The following is a 25,320-nucleotide window of genomic DNA, read 5'->3' on the forward strand; positions in this document are numbered from 1 at the left end:
CCGCTCGCGCCGCGCCCACCGGCGGCGCCAGCACCGCCGCACCGCCGCCCGCGTCGAACAGGCGCATCTCAGTTGCCCGAAGCATTGTGCGCATCGTCGAAGAAGTAGTCCTTCGCCGACGCCGGCTTGTTCTTGATGGCGCCGACGCGGTGCATGAATTCGGCCAGTGCGTAGGTGTTCTGCGGCGTGGTCTTGAACTCGACCTCGGGGCTCTTGATGATCTTCAGCAGCAGCTCGCGATCGATCTTCGCGTTGCTCACGCGGATGTAGATGTCGGCCGCCTTCTCGGGGTTGCCGCTCACGAAGCGGGCCGCCTCGTCCAGCGCATCCACGAAGGCCTTGTAGGTCTTCGGGCTCTCGCTGCGGAACTTCTCGGTGGTGTAGAGCACGGTGGCCGAGGCCGGGCCGCCCAGCACCTCGTAGGAGCTGAGCACGATATGCGCATAGGGGTTGCCGGCCAGCTCCTGCTCCTGGAAGGGCGGGTTGCCGAAGTGGCCGGTGATCTCGGTGCCGCCCTTGATGATGGCCGCTGCCGCATCCGGATGCGGCAGCGCCACGCTGATCTTGTCCAGACGCGCGTAGTCCTTGTCGCCCCACAGCTTGGCCGAGGCCAGCTGCAGCACGCGCGACTGCACCGACACGCCCACCGCCGGCAGGGCGATGCGGTCCTTGTCGGTGAAGTCGGCAATGGTCTTGACCGCCGGATTGTTGCTCACCAGGTAGTAGGGAAAGTTGCCCAGCGAGGCCACGCCCTTCACGTTCTGCCGGCCCTTGGTGCGGTCCCACAGCGTGAGCAGCGGGCCCACGCCGGCGCCCGCGATCTCGATGTTGCCCGACAGCAGCGCATCGTTCACCGCCGAGCCGCCCGAGAGCTTGACCCACTCCACCTTGGCATCGATGCCCGCGGCCTTGGCGTGCTTTTCGATGAGCTTCTGGTCCTGCGCCACATTGAGCAGCAGGTACACGATGCCGAACTGCTCGGCAATGCGGATCTGTCCCTCGGCATGCGCGAGGAGCGACGAGGCGAGCAGGCCGAGGCCGGCAACGAGGCCGGCTGCGCGGCGAGTGAAGCGATTCATGGAGAACATGTCCTTTGATCTGAAGTGACGTGAGGGCGGGCGCATCAACGCGGCCGATCGCCCTTCACCGTGGTGCGGTAGAGCTTGCGGCGCAGGTGATCCGGCGTGCCGGCCGCCAGGTGCATGAGCGAGCGGTTGTCCCAGAACACCAGGTCATGCGGCTGCCACCGGTGGCGGTAGACGAACTCCGGCTTCACGCTGTGCGCGAACAGCTCGGCCAGCAGCGCGTCGCTCTCGTCCGGCGGCAGGCCCACGATGCGGGTGGTGAAGTGCTCGCTGACGAACAGCGCCTTGCGCCCGGTTTCCGGATGGGTGCGCACCACCGGCTGCACGGCCGGCTGCACCTGGTCGATCTGCGCTGGCGAGAGCTTGGGCCGCCAGGGGTTCTTCGCGCGCAGTTCCTCGTACTTGGCCAGGTAGCTGTGCTCGGCCTTCAGCGGCAGCAGGCGCGCCTGCATTTGCGGGCTCAGCGCCTCCCAGGCCAGGTGCTGGTCGGCGAAGAGCGTGTCGCCGCCTTCGCTCGGCAGCTCCTGCGCATGCAGCAGCGAGCCCAGGCTGGGCTCGGGCTTGTAGGAGATGTCCGAATGCCAGTACACGCCGGCATCGCCCAGGCCGATGGGCTCGCCGCCCTCGCCCCGGATGTTCGAGACGATCAGGATCTCCGGGTGGCCCTTCAGCTGGAACTGGTGCAGCACATGGATTTCCAGCGGACCGAAGCGGCGGCTGAAGGCCACGTGGTCGGCCGGCGACACGCGCTGGTCGCGAAACACCAGCACATGGTGGTCCAGGTGCGCGCGGTGGATGCGGGCGAAGTCTGCCTCGCCGATGGGCCGCGAGATGTCCAGCCCGATGACCTCGGCACCCACCGGCGCATCGAAGCGCCGGATCTCGAAGGTCTGCGAAGGAACGGAGGCGGAAAGGACGGCCGGCATGGAGAAAACAGAGGTCTTGATCGTGAGCTGGCCACTCTAGGCGGCCGCCCTTCGATCACGAACAACTGTTTTCTTGCTTGCTCATGCGCAAACTGTCTTTTGAATGCCTTGCGCGCCACGCCCCTAGCGCAGCGAATCGCCGTGCCGCAGGATGGCCTCCTGCGCCATCAGGCCCAGCCCGTCGCCGCCCTGGTCGACATGCGCCATCAACTGCTGGCGCATGCGCGGCTCCCAGAAGCGGCGGATGTGCTGCGCCATTTCTTCCAGCGCGGCGGGGCGGTCGGGCATGGCTTCGAAGAAGGTGCCGATCTGGTTGGCCATGCGCACCAGGGTTTCAACATGCATCGGGCTTCTCCTGCGCGCCCTCGAGGCTCAGGCGCCCCGTGTCGCAATACACCACCAGGTCCTGCTGGCGCGCGAAGCCCACCAGCGTCATGCGCGCGCGCTGCGCGGTCGCCACGGCGAACGAGGTCGGCGCCGACACGGCGGCCAGCAGCGGCACGCCGGCCGCGGCGGTCTTCTGCACCATCTCGAAACTCGCGCGGCTGGTGACGGCGATGAAGCCGGCGGACGCATCCACGTCCTGCGCGGCCAGCGCGCCCACCAGCTTGTCGAGCGCGTTGTGGCGGCCGACGTCCTCGCGCAGCCACATCACCTCGCCCTCGGCAGAGCACCAGGCCGCGGCGTGCACCGCGCCGGTGGCCTGCTGCAGGGTCTGCAGCGCGCAGAACTGCGACATGGCGCGGCTGATGGCTTCGCGCGAGAGCGGCGCGCCGTCCACCAGCACGGGCAGGTCGCGCGCCACGTGCGACAGGCTCTCGGTGCCGCACAGGCCGCAGCCGGTGCGCCCGGCCATGCTGCGGCGGCGCTCCTTCAGGCGCGCGAAGGCGCCGCTGGCCACGTGCAGCCTGAGCGTGATGCCCAGCTCCGACGGCACCTCGTCCACCGCATACAGCTCGTGCGGCGCCTGCAGGATGCCTTCGCTGAGCGAAAAGCCCAGCGCAAAGTCCTCCAGGTCGAGCGGCGTGGCCAGCATCACCGCATGCGAGATGCCGTTGTATTCCAGCGCGATCGGCACCTCGTCGGCCACCCAGTCGTGCAGTGCAAAGCGCCGGCCGGCGCGCACGCCGCGCACCGGCAGCGAGCGCGCGCCCTCGCAGAAGGCGACGGCTTCGGCGATGAATTTCGGCGTGGCAGTGGTGGTGGTCGTCGTCATGTCGCGTCCTTCATCGTCACTTGGCGGGCACCACTTCCGCGGCGGTGGTGGTGGTGCGCGCATCCAGCAGCCCCTGCTGCACCTGGTTGAAGCGGCTGTATTCGCGCTGCCAGGCCGATGGCTGCATCACCGGCATCACCTGCACGGCCGTCACCTTGTACTCGGGGCAGTTGGTGGCCCAGTCGGAGTTGTCGGTGGTGATCACGTTGGCGCCCGACTCGGGAAAGTGGAAGGTGGTGTAGACCACGCCCGGCTGCATGCGCTCGGACACGGTGGCCCGCAGCACCGTCTCGCCGGCGCGGCTCTGGATGCCGACCCAGTCGCCGTCCTTCACGCCGCGCTCCTCGGCATCATGCGGATGGATCTCCAGCCGGTCCTCGCCGTGCCACTGGTTGTTGTCGGTGCGCCGGGTCTGGGCGCCCACGTTGTACTGCGACAGGATGCGGCCCGTGGTGAGCAGCAGCGGAAAGCGCCTGGTGACCTTCTCGTCGGTGGGCACGAATTGGGTGATGATGAAACGCCCCTTGCCGCGCACGAAAGCGTCGATGTGCATGGTGGGCGTGCCCTCGGGCGCATCCTCGTTGCAGGGCCACTGCACGCTGCCCAGGCGCTCCAGCTTGGCGTAACTCACGCCGGCGAAGGTGGGCGTGAGCGCGGCGATCTCGTCCATGATCTCTTCCGGGCTCTCATAGTCCATGGGGTAGCCCAGGGCCTGAGCGAGCTTCACCGTCACCTCCCAGTCGGCATAGCCGGCCTTGGGCGGCATCACCTTGCGAACGCGCGAGATGCGGCGCTCGGCATTGGTGAAGGTGCCGTCCTTCTCCAGGAAGGACGAGCCCGGCAGGAACACATGGGCGTACTTGGCGGTCTCGTTCAGGAACAAGTCCTGCACCACCACGCATTCCATGGCCATGAGCGCGGCCGCCACATGCTGCGTGTTGGGGTCGGACTGCACGATGTCCTCGCCCTCGCAGTACATGCCCTTGAACGTGCCGCCGATGGCGGCGTCGAACATGTTGGGAATGCGCAGGCCGGGCTCGGGGCTGATCTCCACGTTCCAGGCGTCTTCGAACAGGGCGCGGGTGGTGCTGTCCGACACGTGGCGGTAGCCGGGCAGCTCGTGCGGGAACGAGCCCATGTCGCACGAGCCCTGCACGTTGTTCTGGCCGCGCAGCGGGTTCACGCCCACGCCTTCGCGGCCCACGTTGCCGGTGGCCATGGCCAGGTTGGCGATGCCCATCACCGTGGTCGAACCCTGGCTGTGCTCGGTCACGCCCAGACCGTAGTAGATGGCGGCGTTGCCGCCGGTGGCGAACAGGCGGGCCGCGGCGCGCAGCTCGGCGGCCGGCACGCCGGTGACGTGCTCGGTGGCTTCCGGCGCGTTCTCGGGGCGTGCCACGAATTCGCGCCACTGCGAGAACGACAGCGTGTCGCAGCGCTCGGCCACGAACTGCTCGGCCACCAGCCCCTCGGTCACGATGACGTGCGCCAGCGCATTGACCACCGCCACGTTGGTGCCGGGGCGCAGCTGCAGGTGATGCGCCGCGCGGATGTGCGGCGACTTCACCAGGTCGATGCGGCGCGGATCAATCACGATCAGCCTGGCCCCCTGGCGCAGGCGCTTCTTCATGCGCGAGGCGAACACCGGGTGGCCGTCGGTGGGGTTGGCGCCGATCACCATCACCACGTCAGCCTTCTCCACCGACTTGAAGGTCTGCGTGCCGGCCGATTCGCCCAGCGTCTGCTTCAGGCCGTAGCCGGTAGGCGAATGGCACACGCGGGCGCAGGTGTCGACGTTGTTGTTGCCGAAGGCGGCGCGCACCAGCTTCTGCACCAGGTAGGTTTCTTCATTGGTGCAGCGCGACGAGGTGATGCCGCCGATGGATTCGCGCCCGTACTTGGCCTGCAGGCGCTTGAATTCGCTGGCGGCATGGCTGAGCGCGGTTTCCCAGCTCACTTCCTGCCAGGGGTCGGTGATCTTGGCGCGGATCATCGGCTTGAGCATGCGGTCCTTGTGGGTGGCGTAGCCCCAGGCGAAGCGGCCCTTCACGCAGGAATGGCCGTCGTTGGCCTTGCCGTCCTTCCACGGCGTCATGCGCACGACTTCGTTGCCCTTCATCTCGGCCTTGAAGGCGCAGCCCACGCCGCAGTAGGCGCAGGTGGTGATCACGCTGTGCTCGGGCTGGCCGAGCCAGATCACCGACTTCTCCTGCAGGGTGGCGGTGGGGCAGGCCTCCACGCAGGCGCCGCAGCTCACGCACTCCGACTCCATGAAGGGCTGGTCCTGCCCGGGCGACACGCGCGAGTCGAAGCCGCGGCCGCTGATGGTGAGCGCGAAGGTGCCTTGCGTTTCCTCGCAGGCGCGCACGCAGCGGTTGCAGACGATGCACTTCGAGGGGTCGTAGCTGAAGTAGGGGTTCGATTCGTCCTTGGCGCTCTTGAGGTGGTTGGCGCCGTCGAAACCGTAGCGCACGTTGCGCAGGCCGGTCACGCCGGCCATGTCCTGCAGCTCGCAGTTGCCGTTGGCCGAGCAGGTGAGGCAGTCGAGCGGATGGTCGGAGATGTAGAGCTCCATCACGCCCTTGCGCAGGTCCTGCAGGGCGGGCGATTGGGTGCGCACCTTCATGCCCTGCTCGGCCGGCGTGGTGCACGAGGCCGGATAGCCCCGGCGGCCCTCGATCTCCACCAGGCACAGGCGGCAGGAGCCGAAGGGCTCCAGGCTGTCGGTGGCGCACAGCTTGGGCACGTGGACGCCGGCGTCCACGGCCGCGCGCATCAGCGAGGTGCCGGCCGGCACCGTGACCTCCTGGCCGTCGATCTCCAGCGTGACTTCGCGCTCCGATTCGCGGGCCGGCGTTCCGTAGTCGATCTCCTTGAGGTGGCCTTGCATCGTTCGTCCTTTTCTTCTTCAGGCGGCCTGGCGGTCGGGCGCCGCGATGCCGAAGTCTTCGGGGAAATGGTTGAGCGCCGAGAGCACCGGGAAGGGCGTCATGCCGCCCATGGCGCACAGCGAGCCGTTGACCATGGTGTTGCACAGGTCGCGCAGCAGGATGACCTGCTCGGCCCGGTTCTGGTCGGCGCGGATGCGGTCGATGACTTCCACGCCGCGGGTGGAGCCGATGCGGCAGGGCGTGCACTTGCCGCACGACTCGATGGCGCAGAACTCCATGGCGTAGCGCGCCATCTTCGAGAGGTCGGCCGTGTCGTCGTGCACCACCAGGCCGCCATGGCCGACGGTGGCGCCCACCGCCGCGAAGGCCTCGTAGTCCACCGGCAGGTCGAACTGGCTCTCGGGCATGTAGGCGCCCAGCGGGCCGCCGAACTGCACCGCCTTGATCGGCCGGCCGCTGGCCGTGCCGCCGCCGAAGTCTTCCAGCAGCTCGCGCAGGGTGACGCCGAAGGCCTTTTCCACCAGCCCGCCGAAGCGGATGTTGCCCGCCAGCTGCATGGGCAGCGTGCCGCGCGAACGCCCGACGCCGTAGTTCTTGTAGAAGTCGGCGCCGCGCGCCAGGATGATCGGCACGCTGGCCAGCGTGATCACGTTGTTGATGAGCGTGGGCTGGCCGAACAGCCCTTCGATGGCCGGCAGCGGCGGCTTGGCGCGCACCACGCCGCGCTTGCCTTCGATGCTCTCCAGCAGCGCCGTCTCTTCGCCGCAGACATAGGAGCCGGCGCCCTTGCGCACTTCCAGGTGGAAGGCGTGCCCCGAATGCAGCACGCTGTCGCCCAGGTAGCCCGCGGCCTCGGCATGGGCAATGGCCTGGTTCAGCACGGCGATGGCATGCGGATACTCGGAGCGCACATAGATGTAGCCGCGCGTGGCACCGGTGGCGATGCCGGCAATCGTCATGCCCTCGATCAGCACGAAGGGGTCGCCCTCCATGGTCATGCGGTCCGAGAAGGTGCCCGAGTCGCCCTCGTCGGCGTTGCATACCACGTACTTCTGCTCGCCTCGCGTGCCGGCCACCGTCTTCCACTTGATGCCCGCCGGAAAGGCCGCGCCGCCGCGCCCGCGCAGCCCCGCGTCGAGCACCTGCTGCACGATGTGCCCGGGCGTCATGGCCAGCGCGCGGCGCAGGCCGGCAAAGCCTTCGTGCGCTTCGTAGTCCGAGATGGAGAGCGGATCGGTGATGCCCATGCGGGCAAAGACCAGGCGCTCCTGCTTCTTGAGGTACGGAATCTCCTCGGTCAGGCCCAGGCACAGCGGATGGGCCGCGCCCAGGTGGAAGCCGGCATCGAAAAGGCCCGGCACGTCGTCGACCGCGACCGGCCCGTAGGCGATGCGGCCGGAGGGCGTGGCCACTTCCACCAGCGGTTCCAGCCAGAACATGCCGCGCGAGCCGTTGCGCACCAGGCGCAGCTTGATGCCACGCGCAGCGGCTTCGTCGGCGATGCGGCGCGCCACGCGGTCGGCGCCTGCCGCCAGCGCGCCCGAGTCGCGCGGCACGTAGAGGGTGGCGGCGCTGCTCATTTGCCGCTCCTGGCCTGGGCGATCAGGACATCGAGGCCGCGTGCCGACACCCGGCCATGCGGCTCGCCGTCGAGCATCAGCGCCGGCGACGAGGCGCACAACCCCAGGCAATACACTGGCTCCAGGCTGAACGATCCGTCGGAGGTGGTGCTGTGGCTGGCGCAGCCCAGGCGCAGCTCGGCATGCGACAGCAGCGCATCGGCGCCCATGGCCTGGCAGGCCTCCGCGCGGCAGATCTGCAGCACGTGGCGGCCAGCCGGTTCGCTGCGGAAATGGTGGTAGTAGGTGACGACGCCGTGCACCTCGGCGCGCGACAGGTTCAGCGCATCGGCAATGCCCTGCACCGCGCTCGGCGGCACGTAGCCCAGCTTGTCCTGCAGCGAGTGAAGGATGGGCAGCAGCGCGCCCTCTTCGTGGGCGTGGCGGGCCAGCACCTCCTGCAGGGCGGCGGCCGTGCCGGCGTCCGGCGCGGCATGCCGCGGTTCGCGGGCCAGTTCCATGCGAGTCTCCTTCGTGTTCGTCGTCTACCCGTGGGGCGGGGATGCGGCGGAGTCTGCGCAATGGCCGTCTAGCGGTCCAATTTATTCGGGGAATGGATCGATGTGCGTTCGAAATGACATGCCGCGGGCGCGCACGGCACCGCGCCATGCAGGCATCAGCCCGGCAGGTGGTGGGCTGCCAGGCGCTTGCGCCGGCGTGCGCTCCAGCGCCGCACGGCCATGTCCACCACCGCCAGCGCCACCAGCATCAGCAGGCGCTTGGCAAGAACTGCTTGCGCCGCCTGCACGCGCCGGTCGACCTCCTGCTGCGCCCGGGCCGTGCGTGCCAGGCCGGAGTAGTCGGGTACATCCGAGGGCACGGGCAGCACGCCCTCGAACCCGTTTTCCTTCACCTGCGCCGCCACCTCCGTGGCCTGCTTGGCCTTCACGCCGGACAGCGACCCATGCGCGTCGGCATAGACCTTGGTGAACTCGGCCCCCAGCAGGAAGATCTGCGCCGCGTAGTAGACCCACGCCACCAGCACCACCAGCGATCCGGCCGCCGCGAAGGTTTCCATGAAGCCGCTCTTGCCCAGGTAGAGGCCGATCAGGAGCTTGCCCAGCTCGAACAGCACGGCGGTCACGGCCGCGCCGATCCACACGTCGCGCCACGCGATGGGCGTCGAGGGCATCAGCTTGAAGATCATGGCGAACAGCAGCGTGATGATGGCCAGGGAGATGACGGCGTTGAGCGCCTGCAAGAGCACCTCCCAGCCAGGCAGAAGCTGCCCGTACCACGCCTCGAACGCCGCCAGCCCGGCGCTGATGAGCAGCGAAACGATCAGCAGGAACGCCAGCCCGAGGATGAGGCCGAAGGACAGCAGCCGCGCCCGCAGCACCGCCCACACACCCGACGGCTTCTGCGCTTCCGGCACATGCCAGATGCGGTCCAGTGCGCTCTGCAGTTCGGCGAACACGGTGGTCGCCCCCACCAGCAGCACCACCGCGCTGATGGCACCGGCGATCAATCCCTTGTCCGAGTCGCTCGCGGACCGCAGCATGGCCTCCACCGCCAGGCCGCCGTTGCTGCCCACCAGGGACGAGACCTGCGCCACGATCTGCTGCTGCGCCGCCTCGCGGCCGAAGATGGCGCCGGCCACCGCGATCACGATGACCAGCAGCGGCGCCAGCGAGAAGATGGTGTAGTAGGAGATGGCCGCGCCCATGCTGGGCGCGTAGTCGTCGATCCATGCGCCGACGGCTTTGCGGCAGAGATCGAACAGGTGCTTCATATGCCGCCAAGGATGCAAGCGGCGCCCACCCGCCATCCATCGGATGGCACATTGACCCGATGTAGGACGGTGGCCGCAGGCGTTCGCGCCGGCCGCGCCGCAGCGGGTCAGCGGCCGCCGTCGAGCGAACCGGCGTGGCTGTCCACCTCGCCGCGCCAGGCCGGGTCTTCGGCAAAGGCCAGGGCCGCCTCCAGCGTGCGCGAGGGGCGGTTGGTGTCGTGCACCAGGAAGGAGATGGCCGTCTCCACCCGCGGCTCCACCAGCGGCAGCGCCTCGATGTCGTCGTAGCCGTGCACGTCGTCCACCAGCGCGCCCGGCATGACGCTGCACACGCGCCCGGCACGCACGCTCAGCGCCAGGGTGGAGATGGAGTTGGTCTCGATCACCGGCTTGGGGCTCACGCCGGCCTCGGCAAAGGCGCGGTCGATGATGCTGCGGTTGTGCATCTCGGCACTGAGCAGGCACAGCGGCAGCTCGGCCGCATCGCGCCAGCGCAGGGGCTTGCCCACGCGCAGGTGCCTGGACTTGGCCGGCGGCGCCTTGCGCAGCAGGAAGTAGTGCTCGGTGTACTGCGGAATCACCCGCACGTTCGAGCTGCTGTTGTCCATGCGCTCGGTGTAGCCCAGCGCCATGTCCAGCGAGAGGCTTTCCAGGCCCGACTCGAGTTCGATGGAGCTCATGGAGCGCAGCGTGGGCGTGATGCCCGGATGCCGGTCCTGCAGCATGGCGACGAAGCGGGCCGCGATGGGCATGGCGGTGGGCACCGCGCCGATCAGCAGGTTGCCGGCGGGCGCATCCTTGCTGCTGTGCAGGTCCTGCTGCAGCAGTTCGTACTCGCGCAGGATCTTGCGGCCGCTGGCCAGGATGCGCTCGCCTTCCACCGTGAAACCGGCGAAGTTGCGGCCCCGCTTGACGATGGAGATGCCGAAGCTCACCTCCAGCGCGCGGATGGCATTGGACAGCGCCGGCTGCGTCACGCTGCAGGCCAGCGCCGCGCGGCCGAAATGCCGGTGGTCGTCCAGCGCGACCAGGTACTTGAGCGATACGAACAGGTTCATTTGTGGGCGGCGGGAACCCGGCGATCCTTTTGCAGCAGGCGGCCGAGCACCGACCGCGGCGCGGCCGCGGCCGGCTGGGCAGCCGCGCGGAACTGGCCGTAGGCCTGTCGCTCGTCCTGCAGCGCGCCGGCCAGCAGGTCGGCGTTGTCCCGGTTGTAGAGCCACACGCCGCTCACCACGAAATGGGCGCTGTAGCGCGGATGCGGCCTGGGCGTGACGTGGATGTCGTGCACGCCCACGCTTTGCAGCATCTGGGCCCGGGCGCTGGCCAGCCGGGTTGCGCCGTCCTTCTGGCTTTCGAGCGACTCGATGTCGGCGCTGAGCACGATGCCGATGGCGCTGATGGACGGAAAGCGCTCGATGAAGAAGCTGAGCACCTCTACCACGATCAGCCGGGCGGTGCGCCAGGAGCCCAGCTGCCGCAGGTCGGTGGCGCGGAAGTCCTCCAGGCGCAGTTCGGCGCCATCGGCGCTGGCGTTGACGGTATGCAGCCGCCCCAGGTGCACCTTGCCGTCGAACACGTCGAGGGGCTCGCCGAGGACGTAAGGTCCGGAGCGGAGGCCGGTAATGCGAAGGCCTTTGAACATCATGCGAAAGAAGGTGCTGTCGCCGCAAAGTCTAACAAGGCGCAGCCGCCTCCCCGGGGCCCGCGGAATGCCGCCACATCGGGCAAACCATGAGGCCGCCCGGCCGTGGCGACCCTTGGCGCGCCCGACAATTTGCCATCATGCGTCCCGGCCAGGTCATCGTTCTCGCCACCCCCATCTTCCTGCTCGCCATCGGCATCGAGTTCCTCGTGGGGCGCCTGCGCGCCCGGCGCGGCACGGGGCAGGACACCTACCGACTGGCCGATACGCTGAACAGCATCGGCCTGGGCATGCTCAGCCAGATCGGCGGCGTGCTCACCAGCCTGCTGCGCATCGGCATCTACACCGCCTGCTGGTCGGCCTTCGCCCTCCTCCCCGCCACCGACTTCTGGATGCAGTGGTACGGCTGGGTGCTGGCGCTGGTGTTCTACGACTTCTGCTATTACTGGCAGCACCGCATGGGCCACGAATGCGCGGCGCTGTGGGCGGCGCATGTGGTGCACCACCAGAGCCAGCACTACAACCTCTCCACCGCGCTGCGCCAGACCTCGTCGGGTTTCCTGCTCGACTGGATCTTCTACCTGCCGATGGCGCTGGCCGGCGTGCCGCCGCTGGTGTTCGGGGTGGTGGCGCTCATCGACCTGCTCTACCAGTTCTGGGTGCATACCGAACAGGTGGGCAAGCTCGGCTGGTTCGACCGCTGGTTCTGCTCGCCCTCCAACCACCGGGTGCACCACGCGGTGAACGACCGCTACGTGGATCGCAACTACGGCGGCGTGCTGATCATCTGGGACCGCCTCTTCGGCACTTTTCAGGAAGAAGACGAGCGCCCGGTGTACGGCACGCGCAAGCCGCTGAACAGCTGGGACCCGCTGTGGGCCAACCTGGCGGTGTACTGCGCCCTGGCCAAGGACAGCTGGCGCACGCGCCGCTGGGCCGACAAGCTGCGCGTCTGGCTCAAGCCGCCCGGCTGGCGGCCGGCCGACCTTGCGGCCAGCGCGCCCTGCCCGCCGTTCGAGATCTCGAAGGTGCAGCGCTACGAGCCGGTGGTGGCGGGCGCCGTGCAGCTCTTTGCCGGCCTGCAGTTCCTGGCGCTGCTGGGCGGCACCGTCGCTTTCCTGTGGTTCGCGGAAGTGCTGCCGCTGCCCACCACCCTGGTCTGGCTGGCGGTGCTGAGCGCGGGCCTCTGGAGCACGGGCGCGCTGCTGCAGGCGCGGCTGACGGTGGGCGAGGCGCTGTTCGTGAATGCGGCCGCACTGGCAACCGCATCGGGCGCGCTGGGCATCGCGCCGCTGCACCTGGCGGCCAAGCCGCTGGCGCTCTTCATCGGCATTGCGCTGGCGTGGATGCGCTGGCGCACGCCGGCGGCGCAGGGCCGCTTCGGCGTCCTGCTGCTGGCCGGGCTGGCGGCCTCGCTGGCGGGCGACGTGTTCCTGATGTTCGGCCCCGGGCTCTTCGTGGCCGGACTGGCGAGCTTCCTGGTGGCGCACCTGTTCTATGTCGCGCTCTTCACGCAGGGCGTGGGGCTGTTCCCGCGCCGCTGGGCGCTGGCGGCCACGCTGGCCGTGGGCGCCGCCATGTACGCCTTCCTCTGGTCGGGCGGACTGCCGGCAGGGTTGCGCGTGCCGGTGGGCTTGTACGTGGTGGTGATCGCCTGCATGGCGGCGCAGGCCATCGGCCGTGCGGCGGTGCTGGGCGATGGCGCCGCGCGCGCCGTGGCGCTGGGCGCGGGCTTCTTCATGCTCAGCGACTCGCTGCTGGCCACCAACCGCTTCGTTGTGCCGCTGCCGCTGGCCTCGCTGTGGGTGCTGGGCACCTACTACGTGGCGCAGTGGCTCATCCTGCGCTACAGCACGCGGCCGGACATCCTCCAGCCCGCAGGGTCAGCCGACGCTCACGCGCCGCCGAACAGGTCGCTGTTGTCGCGCTGAGGCGGCGTCACGCCCAGGTGCCGGTAGGCCGCCAGCGTGGCGATGCGCCCGCGCGGCGTGCGCTGCAGGTAGCCCTGCTGGATGAGGTAGGGCTCGATCACGTCCTCGATGGTGCCCGACTCCTCGCCGATGCTGGCGCCGATGTTGTCCAGTCCCACCGGGCCGCCGTCGAAGCGGTGGATCACCGCCTCGAGCAGCTTGCGGTCCATCAGGTCGAAGCCCTGCGGGTCCACATCGAGCATGGCCAGGGCCTTGTGCGCGATCTCTTCGGTGATGCGCCCGCCGCCCTTGACCTCGGCATAGTCGCGCACCCGGCGCAGCAGGCGGTTGGCGATGCGGGGCGTGCCGCGCGAACGGCGCGCGATCTCGAAGCTGCCCGCCTCGTCGGCCGGCACGTTCAGCAGCCCCGCGCTGCGCTTGACGATGCGCGCCAGCTCCTCGGCCGTGTAGAACTCCAGCCGCGCCACGATACCGAAGCGGTCGCGCAAGGGGTTGGTCAGCATGCCGGCGCGCGTGGTGGCGCCCACCAGGGTAAAGGGCTGCAGGTCGAGCTTGATGCTGCGCGCCGCAGGCCCCTCGCCGATCATGATGTCGATCTGGTAGTCCTCCAGCGCGGGGTAGAGGATTTCCTCCACCACCGGCGACAGGCGGTGGATCTCGTCGATGAAGAGGACGTCGTTCTTTTCCAGGTTGGTCAGCAGCGCCGCCAGGTCCTTGGGTTTTTCGAGCACGGGGCCGCTGGTCTGGCGCAGGTTCACGCCCAGCTCGGCAGCGATGATGTGGGAGAGCGTCGTCTTGCCCAACCCCGGCGGGCCGAACAGCAGGACGTGGTCCAGCGCCTCTTCGCGCTTGCGCGCCGCGCCGATGAAGATCTCCAGCTGCTCGCGCACCTTGGCCTGGCCCACGTATTCGTCCAGCAGCTTGGGGCGCAGGGCCCGCTCGATTGCCTCTTCGTTGGGCGAAGCCGGGGCGGCGGAGACCACGCGCTTTTGCGGGGCCGGGGCGAAGTCGTCGGTCTGGATGCTCATGGGAAGCCGCTAGTGTGCCCGCTACTTGGCCAAAGCCTTCAGCGCCAGCTTGATGCCCTCGCCCACCGCCACGTCCTTGGGCAGGGCTTTGAGGGCGGCGGCCGCCTCGCGGTCGCTGTAGCCCAGCGCCACCAGCGCCTGCAGGATGTCGCCCTGGCTGTCGTTGGCGGCATGCACCGGCACGCCGATGTCCGCGCCGATCTTGCCCTTGAGCTCCAGCAGCAGGCGCTCGGCCGTCTTCTTGCCGATGCCCGGGATCTTCACCAGCCGCCCGGCCTCCTGCAGGGTGATGGCCTGGGCCAGCTCGGCCACGCTCATGCCCGAGAGCACGCCCAGCGCGGTGCGCGGGCCCACACCCGAGATCTTGATGAGCTGGCGGAAGGCCGTGCGCTCCTCGGCGGTGCCGAAGCCGAAGAGGATCTGCGCGTCTTCCCGCACCACGAAGTGCGTCAGCAGCGAAACGCGCTCGCCCGCGGCGGGCAGGTTGTAGAAGGTGCTCATCGGCACGTCGACCTCGTAGCCGACGCCGTTGCAATCCACCACCACTTGCGGCGGGTTGCGTTCGGCGAGCGTTCCGGTGAGTTTGCCTATCATTGGCTCCCCCCTGGATGGCAATGGTTCAAGCGCTGCTGGTCGTGCATGGGGCCCGCGAATCAAGAATTGAAGAATTGGAAAACCGCGTGATTCTCCGTCACACCTTCACACCGCCCAACAACACCCGCCTGTCGCACCTGTGCGGCCCGCTCGACGCCAACCTGCGCAGCATCGAGGAGGCGCTGGGCGTGAAGATCGCGCACCGGCACGAGCAGTTCAAGATCGACGGCCCCAAGCCCAAGGCCGAGCGCGCCCTGGAAGTGCTGGAGGCCCTCTATGAAATGGCCCGGCGCCCGCTGGACGCCGGCCTGGTGCAGCTGACCCTGGCCAGCGAAGTCTCGCTGGCAGAGGCCGAGGACGGCGCCATGACGCTGGCCACGCGCCGCACCGACCTGCGCGCGCGCACGCCCAACCAGAGCGTGTACCTGGACAACATCGCCAACCACGACATCACCTTCGGCATCGGTCCGGCCGGCACCGGCAAGACCTACCTGGCGGTGGCGAGCGCCGTCGACGCGCTGGAGCGCAGCAGCGTGCAGCGCATCGTGCTCACGCGCCCGGCCGTGGAGGCGGGCGAGCGGCTGGGCTTCCTGCCCGGCGACCTCACGCAGAAGGTCGACCCCTACCTGCGCCCGCTGTACGACGCGCTGTACGACCTGATGGGCTTCGACCGCGTGACCAAGGCCTTCGAGCGCAATACGCTCGAGATCGCGCCGCTGGCCTTCATGCGCGGGCGCACGCTCAACAACGCCTTCGTCATCCTGGACGAAGCGCAGAACACCACGCCCGAGCAGATGAAGATGTTCCTCACCCGCATCGGCTTCGGCTCCAAGGCCGTGGTGACCGGCGACGTGAGCCAGATCGACCTGCCCAAGGCGCAGCTCTCAGGCCTGATCGATGCCGAGCGCGTGCTCAAGCGGGTGAAGGGCATCGCGATCACGCACTTCAACAGCGGCGACGTGGTGCGCCATCCGCTGGTGGCGCGCATCGTCGACGCCTACGACGGTGCCCGCAAGCGCGAAGCCGCGCGCAGCGCCGGTTGAAGGGGCACGACATGGCACTTAATGCACTGAGCCTGTCGCTGCAGTTCGGCCAGTTCGCCCAACTGGCGCGGCACCGCGCCGCCCTGCCCCGCCACAGCGTGACGCGCTGGATCCGCCATGCGCTGGACAGCGACGCCGAGATCACGGTGCGCATCGTCGATGCCGAGGAAGGCCAGCGCCTGAACCGCGAGTTCCGCGGCAAGGACTACGCCACCAACGTGCTGACCTTCGACTACGCGCAGGCGCCGATGGTCATGGCCGACCTGGTGCTGTGCGCGCCGGTGGTGGCGCGCGAAGCGAAGGAGCAGGGCAAGACCCTGGCGGCGCACTACGCGCACCTGCTGGTGCACGGCACGCTGCATGCGCAGGGCTGGGACCACGAGACCAGCGAGGAAGACGCAGAGGAAATGGAAGCGCGCGAGATCTCGATCCTCGCCGGCCTGGGCATCCGCAGCCCGTATTGAAGAATAAGAAAGCGCCTAGCCGATCTGCATCGGAATGGTGACCGGTCCGTCGTTCACCAGGTGCACCTGCATGTCGGCGGCGAAGACGCCGGTGGCCACCACCGGATGCGCGGCCCGCGCCTGCTGCACGAAGTAGTCGTACAGGCGCCGGCCTTCTTCCGGCGCGGCCGCGCCGCCGAAGCTGGGCCGGTTGCCGCCGCTCAGGTCGGCCGCCAGCGTGAACTGGCTGACGATGAGCAGCCCGCCCGCCACGTCCTGCACGCTGCGGTTCATCTTGCCGGCCTCGTCGGAAAAGATGCGCAGCTTGAGCAGCTTGGCCAGCAGGCGGTCGGCGTGCGATTCATCGTCGCCTCGCTCGGCACAGAGAAGCAGCAGCAGCCCTGCGCCGATCGATCCCACCACCTCGCCGGCAATTTCCACACGCGCCTCGCGCACGCGCTGCACCACCGCCTTCATGCACCTTCCTCCTGTTCGAGCAGCACGGCCCGCGCCTCCATGTTCAGGGGCAGCAACTGGATGGTGACGCGCAGGCCGGGCACCGCATCCATCAGCGCCTGCTCCACGCCGTCGCGCAGCGCGGCGGCACGCTGCAGCGACCAGTCCCCCGGCACGTGCATGTGAAGGTCGGCGAACAGCCGCTGGCCGGCGCGGCGCGTGGCGACGTCGTCGAAACGAAGACGGTCGCCTTCCGGCGCCTGCGCCTTGAAGCGGTCGAGCGCAGCCTGCAGGGCGGCCAGGGACTCGGGCTCCAGCGCCTCGTCCATCAGCCCCTGGGACGAGCGCCACACCAGCTTGAAGCCTTCCCGCACGATGTTCAGGCCCACGGCAATGGCAATGACCGGATCGAGCCACAGCCAGCCGGTGAGCGCCACCGCCGCCACCGCCACCAGCACGCCGACCGAGGTCCACACATCGGTCATCAGGTGGCGCGCATCGGCGGACAGCGCAATGGACCGGTGCACGCGCGCCGCCTTGAACAGCAGCAGGGCGAGTGCGCCGTTGAGCGCCGAGCTCAGCACCGACAGCGCCATGCCCCAGCCCAGTTGCTCGATGGGTTGCGGCTGCAGCAGGCGCAGCGCGGCAAACCAGATGATGGCGACCGCCGCACCGATGATGAGCACACCCTCGAAGCCGGAAGAGAAGTACTCCGCCTTGTGATGCCCGTACGGATGCCCGGCATCGGGCGGACGCGCCGCGATGGTGACCATGGCCAGCGCAAAGCTCGCGCTGGCGAGGTTCACGAACGACTCCATGGCATCGGAGATGAGGCCCATGGAGTTGGTCAGCCAGCCCGCATAGCCCTTGAGAAGAATCGTCGCCACCGCCACGGCCACGGACAGGCGGAGCAGCGATTTCGGGCTGTTGAAGAAGGAATTTTCCACAGGAGCGGAAACAGTTGACACAGATGTTGGATTCGGCGCGCAGGAGTGGAATTATCGACGTCGTGTTTCCGTCTTATTGACTTAACATCCGCGGTCCCCTCGAGAGCGAATACTTAAAGGGTAATCAAGAATGTTGCGACAACAACTCGGCGCACTCATTGTCGGCACCTCGATGCTTGCGTGCGGTGCAGCGTTTGCACAGGCGGCGCCCGCAACGCGCGATGCGGCCGCGCCGCTCAGCGCCAGTGCCGCGGCGCATGCCGGCTTCGTGAAATCGGTCCAGGGAACTGTCCGGCTTGTCGGCCCGTCGGGCGAACAGCGTGCGCTCAAGGTGGGCGACGCGGTCCGATCGTCCAACCGGATCGAAAGCGATGCGGGTGGCGGCGCCAGCGTGGTGCTGCGCGACGGCACCGTGCTCGTGCTCGGTCCGTCGTCCCAACTGGATCTCAAGCAGTTCGACTTCGACGCCACCACGCAGGAAGGCGGCATGTTCGTCTCGCTGGTGCGCGGGTCCTTGCGCATGATCAGCGGCCTGCTGGGCAAGAAGCCTGAAAGCGTCTGCGTCGACACACAAACGGCCACCATCGGTATCCGCGGCACCGACTTCATCGTGACGTCGGGCGAACGGATCTGATGGCAGCGCCGGCCCTCATCGCGGCCGTTGGTTGGACGGCACTGCTATTGGCCACCACCGCCCCCACGCCGGGCACGCGCGTGACCTTGCTGCCGGACGACGACGGCCAGGCAACGGCGGTCGTGGTGAGCAGCAAGGGCGGCGAGCAGCGGGTGTCCCAGCCCTACCAGCGAGCCACGGCGCTGGTGGGCTCGACGGACGTGCCCAGCCTCGATCAGACCGACGCGGCAACCGTGCAGGCCGAACACAAGGAATTGTTTGCCTTGCGGCCGCCCAAGCCACGCCAGTTCGACCTGCACTTCGATGCAGGCGGCACCTCCCTCACGCCCGCATCGCTGGCCACGCTGGACCGCGTGGTTGAAGAAGCGCTGACCCGCCCCGGCGCAGACATCACCGTGACCGGCCACACCGACACGCGCGGCAGCATGACCGACAACGATGCCTTGTCGATGCGCCGCGCGCAGGGAATCAGCCAGTTGCTGGTCGGGCGCGGCTTCCCCGCCGACCACATCGAGGCGATGGGCCGCGGCGAGCGCGAGCCGGCAGTCCCCACGGCCGATGAGGTGGACGAGCCGCGCAACCGGCGCGTCGTGATCGTCGTGCGCTGAAGAGCCGGCGCCTCAGGCGCTGAGCGTGACGCGGGCGAACTTGCGCTTGCCCACCTGGACCACATAGGTCCCGGCCGGCAGCTTCAGGGCCTTGTCGCTGACCACCACCTGGTCCACGCGCACCCCGCCGCCGTCGATCAGTCGGTTGCCCTCCGAAGTCGACGACGCCAGGCCCGCCTGCTTGAGCAGGTGGGCAATGCCCACCGGTGCACCCGCGAAGCTGAACGCCGGAATCTCGTCGGGCACGCCGCCCTTGCTGCGGTTGATGAAGTCCTGCTCGGCGGCCTCGGCCGCCTGGGCGCCGTGGAAGCGGCTGGTGATCTCCTTGGCCAGGGCCACCTTCGCATCCTTGGGATTGCGCCCGCCCTCGACCTCGGCCTTGAGCTGCTCGATGTCCTCGATCGACTTGAAGCTCAGCAGCGTGTACCAGCGCCACATGAGCGTGTCGGAGATCGACAGCACCTTGGCGAACATGCTGTTGGGCGCCTCGCTGATGCCGATGTAGTTGTTCTTGCTCTTGGACATCTTCTCGACGCCGTCGAGCCCCTCCAGCAGCGGCATGGTCAGGATGCACTGCGGCTCCTGGCCGTATTCCTGCTGCAGGTGGCGGCCCATGAGCAGGTTGAACTTCTGGTCGGTGCCGCCCAGTTCCAGGTCGGACTTGAGGGCCACCGAGTCGTAGCCCTGCATCAGCGGATAGAGGAACTCGTGCACCGAGATCGACTGGCCGGCCTTGAAGCGCTTGTTGAAGTCGTCGCGCTCCATCATGCGGGCGACCGTGTACTTGGCCGCCAGCTGGATCATGCCGCGCGCGCCCAGCGGGTCGCTCCACTCGGAGTTGTAGCGGATCTCGGTGCGGGCCGGGTCGAGCACCAGGCTGGCCTGGCGGTAGTAGGTCTCGGCATTCGCCTCGATCTGTTCCTTGGTGAGCGCCGGGCGCGTTGTATTTCGCCCGGATGGATCACCGATCATCGTGGTGAAGTCGCCGATCAGGAAGATCACCGTGTGGCCCAGGTCCTGCAGCTGACGCATTTTGTTCAGCACCACGGTGTGTCCGACATGAATGTCAGGCGCCGTCGGATCCAGGCCCAGCTTGATGCGCAGCGGCGTGCCGGTGGCCTCGGAGCGCGCGAGCTTGCGCACCCATTCGTCCTGCGGAAGCAGTTCGTCCACGCCGCGCAGGGAAATCTGCAGCGCACGCGCCACCGTGTCTGTAACGGTTGGCATCTCGATTTGTTCGGCCTTCATCTGACTGTTACGTAAAGTACTGGCTGTTTTCACTATGGCCAAAGCTATACTTGCGCGCTAACTTCGCGTGCGCTGGATTCTAAGCGGCGCTCATTTGCCAAGGCGCCGACGCCCGGCAGTTTTGTAAGACCGGGCCGCAAACTTGCTTGCGGGTTCGCCCAACAAGTTCTTTCTGGATTCGCTCATTTTGATCAACGGTATTCTCGCCGCCGAAGAGAAGCTCGCTTCCTGCGTCGCCAAGGCCGTGCGCACCTATCCGCGGCAGATCACCGCGGCCATCGCCACCGTGCTGCTGTGCGCGGGTGGCGGTGCATTCGCCGTGGCTTCTCTTCCCGACGCCTCCGACCTGCCGGTCCGGCAGGTTCTCGAGGCGGTCACGCCCCACCCCGTCGAAGCCCAGACCGAAGCGCTGGAGTCCTTCAGTTTCACCCTGTTCCGCAGCGACGAAACCCGCCCCAGCGACACGGCCGAGGCCCTGCTGCGCCGGCTGGGCATCGCTGACGACGATGCCGCCGCCTTCGTGCGGGGCAATGCCGCGGCCCGCGCCGCCTTGCTGGGCCGGCCTGGCCGCACCGTCACGGCCGAGGCCACGCAGGACAGCCGCCTGGAGCGCCTGAGCGCCCGCTTCATTCCCGATGGCCAGGGCGGCCTGCAAAGGCTGACCGTCGAGCGTGCCGGCCCGGCATTCACCGTGCGCACGGAATCCGAAACGCTGACCACCTCGTCGCGGCTGGCCAGCGGCGTCATCCGCAGTTCCTTCTTCGCCGCCACAGACGCCGCCAACGTGCCCGACGCCGTGGCCAGCCAGCTGGCCGACATCTTCGCCGGCGACGTCGACTTCCGGGCCGTCAAGAAGGGCGACCGCTTCGCCGTGGTCTACGAAAGCTTCGACGCCGAGGGGCAGACCCTTCGCACCGGCCGCGTGCTGGCCGCCGAATTCGAATCGGACGGCAAGATGCACCAGGCCGTGTGGTTCCAGGATCCCGGCCAGAAGGGCGCCTACTACCGCCCCAACGGCGAGAGCCTGCGCCGCGCCTTTCTGAGTTCGCCCGTGCAGTACTCGCGCATTTCGAGCGGCTTCGCCATGCGCATGCACCCCATCCAGCACGACTGGCGCCAGCACAAGGGCATCGACTTCGCGGCCGCCTCCGGCACGCCGGTACGTGCCGTGGGCGACGGCGTGGTCGACTTTGCCGGTCGTCAATCGGGCTACGGCAACATCGTCATCATCAACCACCGCAACAACCAGAGCACGGCCTACGCGCACCTCAGCCGCGTCGACGTGCGCGAAGGCCAGAGCGTGAACCAGGGCCAGTTCATTGGTGCCGTGGGCGCCACCGGCTGGGCCACCGGGCCGCACCTGCACTTCGAATTCCGGGTGAACGGGGAATTCCGCGACCCGAGCAGCATTGCCCGGCAGGACGGCGGAAATCCGGTCAGTGCCACGTCGCGGCAGGCCTTCAACCGCGTGGCCGTCGCCATGCGCGCCGAGCTGGACGCCGCGGCAACGGTTCTGCAAGCCAGCGCCAACTGACCGGACACACGGCGCGCAGCCTTCCATGCCAAGAGCAGGCGGCGCCGAATCCCCCATGGCCGAACTCTTCGTGGGCCTCATGTCCGGTACCTCGCTCGACGGCGCCGACGCGGTCCTGGCCGACTTTTCGGGCGGTGCGATTTCAGTCCTCGGGCATGCCAGCGCCCCTTTTCCCGCGCCGCTGCGGGCCGAGCTGCTGGCCCTGAACACACCGGGCGGCAGCGACGAGCTCCATCGGGCAGCGCTCGCTGCCAACGCACTGGCACGGGTCTATGCCGAGGTGACGGCCGAACTGCTGAAAAGCACCGGCGTGCCCGCCGGTTCGGTGGCGGCCATCGGGGCGCATGGCCAGACCGTGCGCCACCGGCCGCTGGAGTTCGACGGCGTCGGCTACACCTTGCAGCTCAACAACCCGGCCCTGCTGGCCGAACTGATCGGCATCGATGTCGTGGCGGAGTTCCGCACGCGCGATCTGGCCGCCGGCGGGCAAGGCGCGCCGCTGGTGCCGGCCTTCCACCGGTCGCTGTTCTCGCGGCCCCATGAGGCCGTGGGGGTCCTGAACATCGGCGGCATCTCCAACCTGAGCCTGCTTCCGGCCGGCTCCGCCGCCGACGGCACGGTCCTGGGCTTTGACTGCGGCCCCGGAAACGCCCTGCTCGACCACTGGTGCCAGACGCATCGGGGCCAGCCCTACGACGCGAACGGGCGGTGGGCCGCCAGCGGCAAGATCTTGCCAGACCTCTTGGCGCAGCTGCTGGCCGAGCCGTTTTTCAGCCGCCAGCCGCCCAAGAGCACCGGGCGCGATCTGTTCAACCCCGACTGGCTAGCCGACCGCTTGCAAGGGCGACAGAACGCGCAGGCCGCCGATATCCAGGCCACCCTGGCCGAACTCACGGCCAGCGCGTGCGCTGCCGACGTCCTGCGTCACGGCCGTGGCGAAGTGCGGGAATTGGTGGTGTGCGGCGGCGGAGCGCTCAACACGCACCTGATGGCACGCCTGGCTGCCCGGCTCCCGGGCGTCGAAGTCGTGTCATCGGCCGAACGGGGCCTGCCGCCACAGCAGGTGGAAGCCGCGGCATTCGCCTGGCTGGCCCACGCGGCCGTCCGGCGCCAGCGGGGCAACCTGGCCAGCGTCACCGGCGCCCGCGGCGCGCGGGTGCTCGGCGCCATCTACCCCGCCTGACAGGGCAATGAAGAAGCCGTCCACAGACGGCAAAAAGCCGCCCGTGGGCGGCTTTGCTCTTTGGGGACCGGACCGGGCTCAGGCCGAGAAGCTCGAGCCGCAGCCGCAGGTGCTGGTGGCGTTGGGGTTCTTGATCACGAACTGGGCGCCCTGCAGGTCTTCCTTGTAGTCGATCTCCGCGCCCACCAGGTACTGGTAGCTCATGGCGTCGATCAGCAGCGACACGCCGTTCTTGGTCATGGTCGTGTCGTCTTCGTTGGTGACTTCATCGAAGGTGAAGCCGTACTGGAAGCCCGAGCAGCCCCCACCCTGCACGAACACGCGCAGCTTGAGGTCGGGGTTGCCCTCTTCGGCGATCAGGTCCGCCACCTTGGCGGCAGCGCTGTCGGTGAAGACGATCGGCTCGGGCGGCATTTCGGCGGTCTGGACGGTTTCTTGGGCAACTGCGCTCATGGGCGAGGACTCCTGCTGGATGAATAGGCCTTCCCTGCATATGGGGCAGCCAACAGACAAATGCTAGCGCAATCAACAAAAAACCGCCCGAAGGCGGTCTTTTGTCGAAAACGCAGGAAGCGGATCAGCGCTTGCTGAACTGCTTGCGGCGGCGTGCGGAGTGCAGGCCGACCTTCTTGCGTTCCACTTCGCGGGCGTCGCGGGTGACGAAACCAGCCTGGCTCAGCACCGGCTTGAGGTTCGCGTCGTAGTCGATCAGCGCGCGGGTGATGCCGTGGCGGGTGGCGCCGGCCTGGCCGGATTCGCCGCCACCGTGGACGTTCACCAGGATGTCGAAGGCTTCAGCGTTGTCCGTGAGGTACAGCGGCTGCTTGGCAATCATGATCGAGGTCTGACGGCCGAAGAATTCTTCGATCGGCTTGCCATTGACCGTGATCTTGCCGGAGCCCTTCTTCAGAAACACGCGGGCGACGCTGGACTTGCGACGGCCGGTGCCATTGTTCCATTCACCAATCATTCTCAAGGCTCCTTAGATTTCCAGCACTTTGGGCTGCTGGGCGGTATGCGGGTGCTCTGCACCGCCGTACACCTTGAGTTTCTTGATCATGGCGTAGCCGAGCGGGCCCTTGGGCAGCATGCCCTTGACGGCCTTTTCCAGGGCGCGGCCCGGGTGCTTGGCTTGCATGTCGCGGAAGCTGGTCGCCGTGATACCGCCCGGGAAGCCCGAGTGACGGTAGTACACCTTGTCCAGGGACTTGGCGCCGGTGACGCGCAGCTTGGCTGCATTGATGATGACGATGAAGTCACCGGTATCGACGTGAGGCGTGTAAATGGCCTTGTGCTTGCCGCGCAGACGGAGGGCAACTTCGCTGGCTACCCGTCCGAGGACCTTGTCGGTCGCGTCAATCACAAACCACTCGTGCTTCACGTCAGCGGGCTTTGCGCTGAACGTAGACATGAGATTTCCTAACAACAGGATGGTTTGGCAGGCCCTTTTCCACGGTCGGTGCTCCTCTGTTGGGAACCTCTTAGGTGGCGTTTGTGCTTCGCCGCGGGGCCTATGAAAGCGCTGCGAAGCCCTCCATTATAGCCAGGAGGACTACTTTTGGGCAAACGCCCACCCGAGCGGCCCCGAAGGGCCCACAATCGCTGCCTCCCCTCCCGGACGGCGCCCCTGCCAGCCGCCCCAGCCTTTTCGAGAAGCCATGTTCAGCTACCGCCACGCCTTCCATGCCGGAAACCATGCCGATGTGCTCAAGCACACCGTGCTGATCGCCACGCTGGACTATCTCCTGGAAAAGGACACCGCCCTGACAGTGGTCGATACCCATGCCGGCGCCGGCCTCTACCGGCTGGACGGCGACTACGCCGGCACCAGCGGCGAGGCCACCCAGGGCGTGATGCGCCTCTTGGCCAGCAAGGGCTCGCCCGGCGCGCCGGCCGAACTGGCCGCGCCCCTGGCGCGCTACCTCGAGATCGTGGTGGGCGACTTCAACCCCAAGGGCGGCGCGCGCATCTATCCCGGCTCGCCCTTCATCACCCAGCACCTGCTGCGCGAGCAGGACCGGCTCAAGCTCTACGAGCTGCACCCGACCGACTCGCGCACCCTGTCGGCCAACATCGCGCAGCTCGACGCCGGCCGCCAGATCGCGGTGCTGCGCGAGGACGGCTTCGGCAGCGCCACCAAGTTCCTGCCGCCACCGTCGCGCCGCGCGCTGGTGCTGTGCGACCCGAGCTACGAACTCAAGAGCGACTACGCGCGCGTGCAGGGCTTCATCACCGAGGCGCTCAAGCGCTTTGCCACCGGCACCTATGCCGTGTGGTACCCGATCATTCCCCGGCCCGAGGCGCACGACCTGCCGCGGCGCCTGAAGACGCTGGCCACCAAGGCCGGCAAGCCCTGGCTGAATGCCGGCCTCACGGTGAAGTCGAGCAAGATCATGACCACGCCCAGCGGCGAGGCGAAGCGGCCCGGGCTGCCGGCCAGCGGCATGTTCCTGATCAATCCGCCCTTCACGCTCAAGGCGCAGCTGGCCGAGGCGCTGCCGCAACTGGTGGCCGTGCTGGGCCAGGACCGCAACGCCGCGTTCTCTCTGGAAAACGG

Annotated in this window: 26 protein-coding genes; 8 read left to right on the plus strand and 18 right to left on the minus strand. The window is 68.2% G+C overall.

The window, feature by feature from the left end:
- Positions 1-68: 68 nt before the first annotated feature.
- From VSO01S_RS19640 to VSO01S_RS19685, 10 genes are all read right to left on the minus strand, one after another.
- The gene (locus VSO01S_RS19640; RefSeq protein WP_068644517.1) at positions 69-1,079 is read right to left on the minus strand and encodes an ABC transporter substrate-binding protein; all 1,011 of its coding nucleotides are present in this window, start codon (positions 1,077-1,079) and stop codon (positions 69-71) included.
- Between the two features lie 44 nt (positions 1,080-1,123).
- Positions 1,124-2,011 (minus strand): TauD/TfdA dioxygenase family protein, encoded by an 888-nt coding sequence (locus tag VSO01S_RS19645; RefSeq protein ID WP_068644496.1) that lies wholly within the window; start codon positions 2,009-2,011, stop codon positions 1,124-1,126.
- A 123-nt stretch (positions 2,012-2,134) separates the two neighbouring features.
- Positions 2,135-2,356 carry a formate dehydrogenase subunit delta gene (locus VSO01S_RS19650; protein ID WP_068644497.1) on the minus strand — a complete coding sequence of 74 codons (222 nt, stop codon included), beginning with the start codon at positions 2,354-2,356 and terminating at the stop codon, positions 2,135-2,137.
- Complete coding sequence (fdhD, locus tag VSO01S_RS19655; RefSeq protein WP_084241982.1) at positions 2,346-3,227, minus strand: formate dehydrogenase accessory sulfurtransferase FdhD; 882 nt, start codon at positions 3,225-3,227, stop codon at positions 2,346-2,348. Before fdhD ends, VSO01S_RS19650 begins: the two co-directional genes overlap by 11 nt.
- A gap of 16 nt (positions 3,228-3,243) precedes the next feature.
- Positions 3,244-6,117 (minus strand): formate dehydrogenase subunit alpha, encoded by a 2,874-nt coding sequence (fdhF, locus tag VSO01S_RS19660; RefSeq protein ID WP_068644498.1) that lies wholly within the window; start codon positions 6,115-6,117, stop codon positions 3,244-3,246.
- Positions 6,118-6,135: 18 nt separating this feature from the next.
- Positions 6,136-7,698: a formate dehydrogenase beta subunit gene (locus VSO01S_RS19665; protein WP_068644499.1), complete on the minus strand. Its 1,563-nt coding sequence runs from the start codon at positions 7,696-7,698 to the stop codon at positions 6,136-6,138.
- Complete coding sequence (locus tag VSO01S_RS27250) at positions 7,695-8,198, minus strand: formate dehydrogenase subunit gamma (RefSeq protein ID WP_068644500.1); 504 nt, start codon at positions 8,196-8,198, stop codon at positions 7,695-7,697. Before VSO01S_RS27250 ends, VSO01S_RS19665 begins: the two co-directional genes overlap by 4 nt.
- Positions 8,199-8,353: 155 nt before the next feature.
- Positions 8,354-9,469 (minus strand): YihY/virulence factor BrkB family protein, encoded by a 1,116-nt coding sequence (locus tag VSO01S_RS19675; protein WP_068644501.1) that lies wholly within the window; start codon positions 9,467-9,469, stop codon positions 8,354-8,356.
- A 107-nt stretch (positions 9,470-9,576) separates the two neighbouring features.
- Positions 9,577-10,527 carry a LysR substrate-binding domain-containing protein gene (locus tag VSO01S_RS19680; protein WP_068644502.1) on the minus strand — a complete coding sequence of 317 codons (951 nt, stop codon included), beginning with the start codon at positions 10,525-10,527 and terminating at the stop codon, positions 9,577-9,579.
- Positions 10,524-11,114: a hypothetical protein gene (locus tag VSO01S_RS19685; protein WP_153305329.1), complete on the minus strand. Its 591-nt coding sequence runs from the start codon at positions 11,112-11,114 to the stop codon at positions 10,524-10,526. Before VSO01S_RS19685 ends, VSO01S_RS19680 begins: the two co-directional genes overlap by 4 nt.
- A 140-nt stretch (positions 11,115-11,254) precedes the next feature.
- Between VSO01S_RS19685 and VSO01S_RS19690 the strand changes: the two genes are divergently transcribed.
- Positions 11,255-13,045 (plus strand): lysoplasmalogenase family protein, encoded by a 1,791-nt coding sequence (locus VSO01S_RS19690; RefSeq protein WP_084241984.1) that lies wholly within the window; start codon positions 11,255-11,257, stop codon positions 13,043-13,045.
- Here VSO01S_RS19690 and ruvB read toward each other — a convergent pair.
- Positions 13,009-14,073, minus strand: coding sequence for a Holliday junction branch migration DNA helicase RuvB (ruvB, locus tag VSO01S_RS19695; RefSeq protein ID WP_068644504.1), 1,065 nt, complete (start codon positions 14,071-14,073; stop codon positions 13,009-13,011). The two genes, VSO01S_RS19690 and ruvB, sit on opposite strands and share 37 nt — an antisense overlap.
- A 21-nt stretch (positions 14,074-14,094) precedes the next feature.
- Positions 14,095-14,667 carry a Holliday junction branch migration protein RuvA gene (gene ruvA, locus VSO01S_RS19700; protein ID WP_068644505.1) on the minus strand — a complete coding sequence of 191 codons (573 nt, stop codon included), beginning with the start codon at positions 14,665-14,667 and terminating at the stop codon, positions 14,095-14,097.
- A gap of 86 nt (positions 14,668-14,753) precedes the next feature.
- On the opposite strand from ruvA, the gene VSO01S_RS19705 reads away from it, so the two are divergent.
- Positions 14,754-15,710, plus strand: a complete 957-nt coding sequence (locus VSO01S_RS19705) for a PhoH family protein (RefSeq protein ID WP_068644519.1) — start codon at positions 14,754-14,756, stop codon at positions 15,708-15,710.
- Between the two features lie 11 nt (positions 15,711-15,721).
- On the plus strand, positions 15,722-16,174 hold the full coding sequence (gene ybeY / locus VSO01S_RS19710; protein WP_068644506.1) for an rRNA maturation RNase YbeY: 453 nt from the start codon (positions 15,722-15,724) through the stop codon (positions 16,172-16,174).
- Positions 16,175-16,189: 15 nt separating this feature from the next.
- Here ybeY and dtd read toward each other — a convergent pair whose 3' ends face one another.
- Positions 16,190-16,630, minus strand: a complete 441-nt coding sequence (gene dtd, locus VSO01S_RS19715; protein ID WP_068644507.1) for a D-aminoacyl-tRNA deacylase — start codon at positions 16,628-16,630, stop codon at positions 16,190-16,192.
- Positions 16,627-17,556 (minus strand): cation diffusion facilitator family transporter, encoded by a 930-nt coding sequence (locus VSO01S_RS19720; RefSeq protein ID WP_169804104.1) that lies wholly within the window; start codon positions 17,554-17,556, stop codon positions 16,627-16,629. Before VSO01S_RS19720 ends, dtd begins: the two co-directional genes overlap by 4 nt.
- 130 nt (positions 17,557-17,686) lie before the next feature.
- Here VSO01S_RS19720 and VSO01S_RS19725 point away from each other — a divergent pair, with 130 nt between their 5' ends.
- Both VSO01S_RS19725 and VSO01S_RS19730 read left to right on the plus strand, forming a co-directional pair.
- Positions 17,687-18,190: a FecR family protein gene (locus VSO01S_RS19725; RefSeq protein ID WP_068644509.1), complete on the plus strand. Its 504-nt coding sequence runs from the start codon at positions 17,687-17,689 to the stop codon at positions 18,188-18,190.
- Positions 18,190-18,798, plus strand: coding sequence for an OmpA family protein (locus VSO01S_RS19730; RefSeq protein ID WP_068644510.1), 609 nt, complete (start codon positions 18,190-18,192; stop codon positions 18,796-18,798). The genes VSO01S_RS19725 and VSO01S_RS19730 overlap by 1 nt, the downstream gene beginning before the upstream one ends.
- A 12-nt stretch (positions 18,799-18,810) precedes the next feature.
- On the opposite strand, the gene tyrS is transcribed toward VSO01S_RS19730, so the two are convergent.
- Positions 18,811-20,046, minus strand: coding sequence for a tyrosine--tRNA ligase (tyrS, locus tag VSO01S_RS19735; protein WP_068644511.1), 1,236 nt, complete (start codon positions 20,044-20,046; stop codon positions 18,811-18,813).
- Positions 20,047-20,233: 187 nt separating this feature from the next.
- On the opposite strand from tyrS, the gene VSO01S_RS19740 reads away from it, so the two are divergent.
- Entirely contained in the window at positions 20,234-21,580 is a 1,347-nt protein-coding gene (locus tag VSO01S_RS19740) for a M23 family metallopeptidase (protein ID WP_068644520.1), read from the plus strand.
- 55 nt (positions 21,581-21,635) lie between these two features.
- Positions 21,636-22,763, plus strand: coding sequence for an anhydro-N-acetylmuramic acid kinase (locus VSO01S_RS19745; RefSeq protein ID WP_084241985.1), 1,128 nt, complete (start codon positions 21,636-21,638; stop codon positions 22,761-22,763).
- A 78-nt stretch (positions 22,764-22,841) separates the two neighbouring features.
- Here VSO01S_RS19745 and erpA read toward each other — a convergent pair whose 3' ends face one another.
- The 3 genes from erpA to rplM all read right to left on the minus strand — a co-directional run bounded on the left by erpA (position 22,842) and on the right by rplM (position 24,174).
- Positions 22,842-23,216, minus strand: coding sequence for an iron-sulfur cluster insertion protein ErpA (gene erpA, locus VSO01S_RS19750; protein WP_068644513.1), 375 nt, complete (start codon positions 23,214-23,216; stop codon positions 22,842-22,844).
- Positions 23,217-23,340: 124 nt separating this feature from the next.
- Positions 23,341-23,733 carry a 30S ribosomal protein S9 gene (rpsI, locus tag VSO01S_RS19755; RefSeq protein WP_068644514.1) on the minus strand — a complete coding sequence of 131 codons (393 nt, stop codon included), beginning with the start codon at positions 23,731-23,733 and terminating at the stop codon, positions 23,341-23,343.
- 12 nt (positions 23,734-23,745) lie between these two features.
- Entirely contained in the window at positions 23,746-24,174 is a 429-nt protein-coding gene (gene rplM, locus VSO01S_RS19760) for a 50S ribosomal protein L13 (protein ID WP_068644515.1), read from the minus strand.
- 247 nt (positions 24,175-24,421) lie between these two features.
- On the opposite strand from rplM, the gene VSO01S_RS19765 reads away from it, so the two are divergent.
- Positions 24,422-25,320: 23S rRNA (adenine(2030)-N(6))-methyltransferase RlmJ (locus VSO01S_RS19765; RefSeq protein ID WP_068644516.1), on the plus strand; the 899-nt coding region annotated here is incomplete at its 3' end.

It is taken from the genome of Variovorax soli NBRC 106424 (assembly GCF_001591385.1).
Classification (GTDB): domain Bacteria; phylum Pseudomonadota; class Gammaproteobacteria; order Burkholderiales; family Burkholderiaceae_C; genus Variovorax; species Variovorax soli.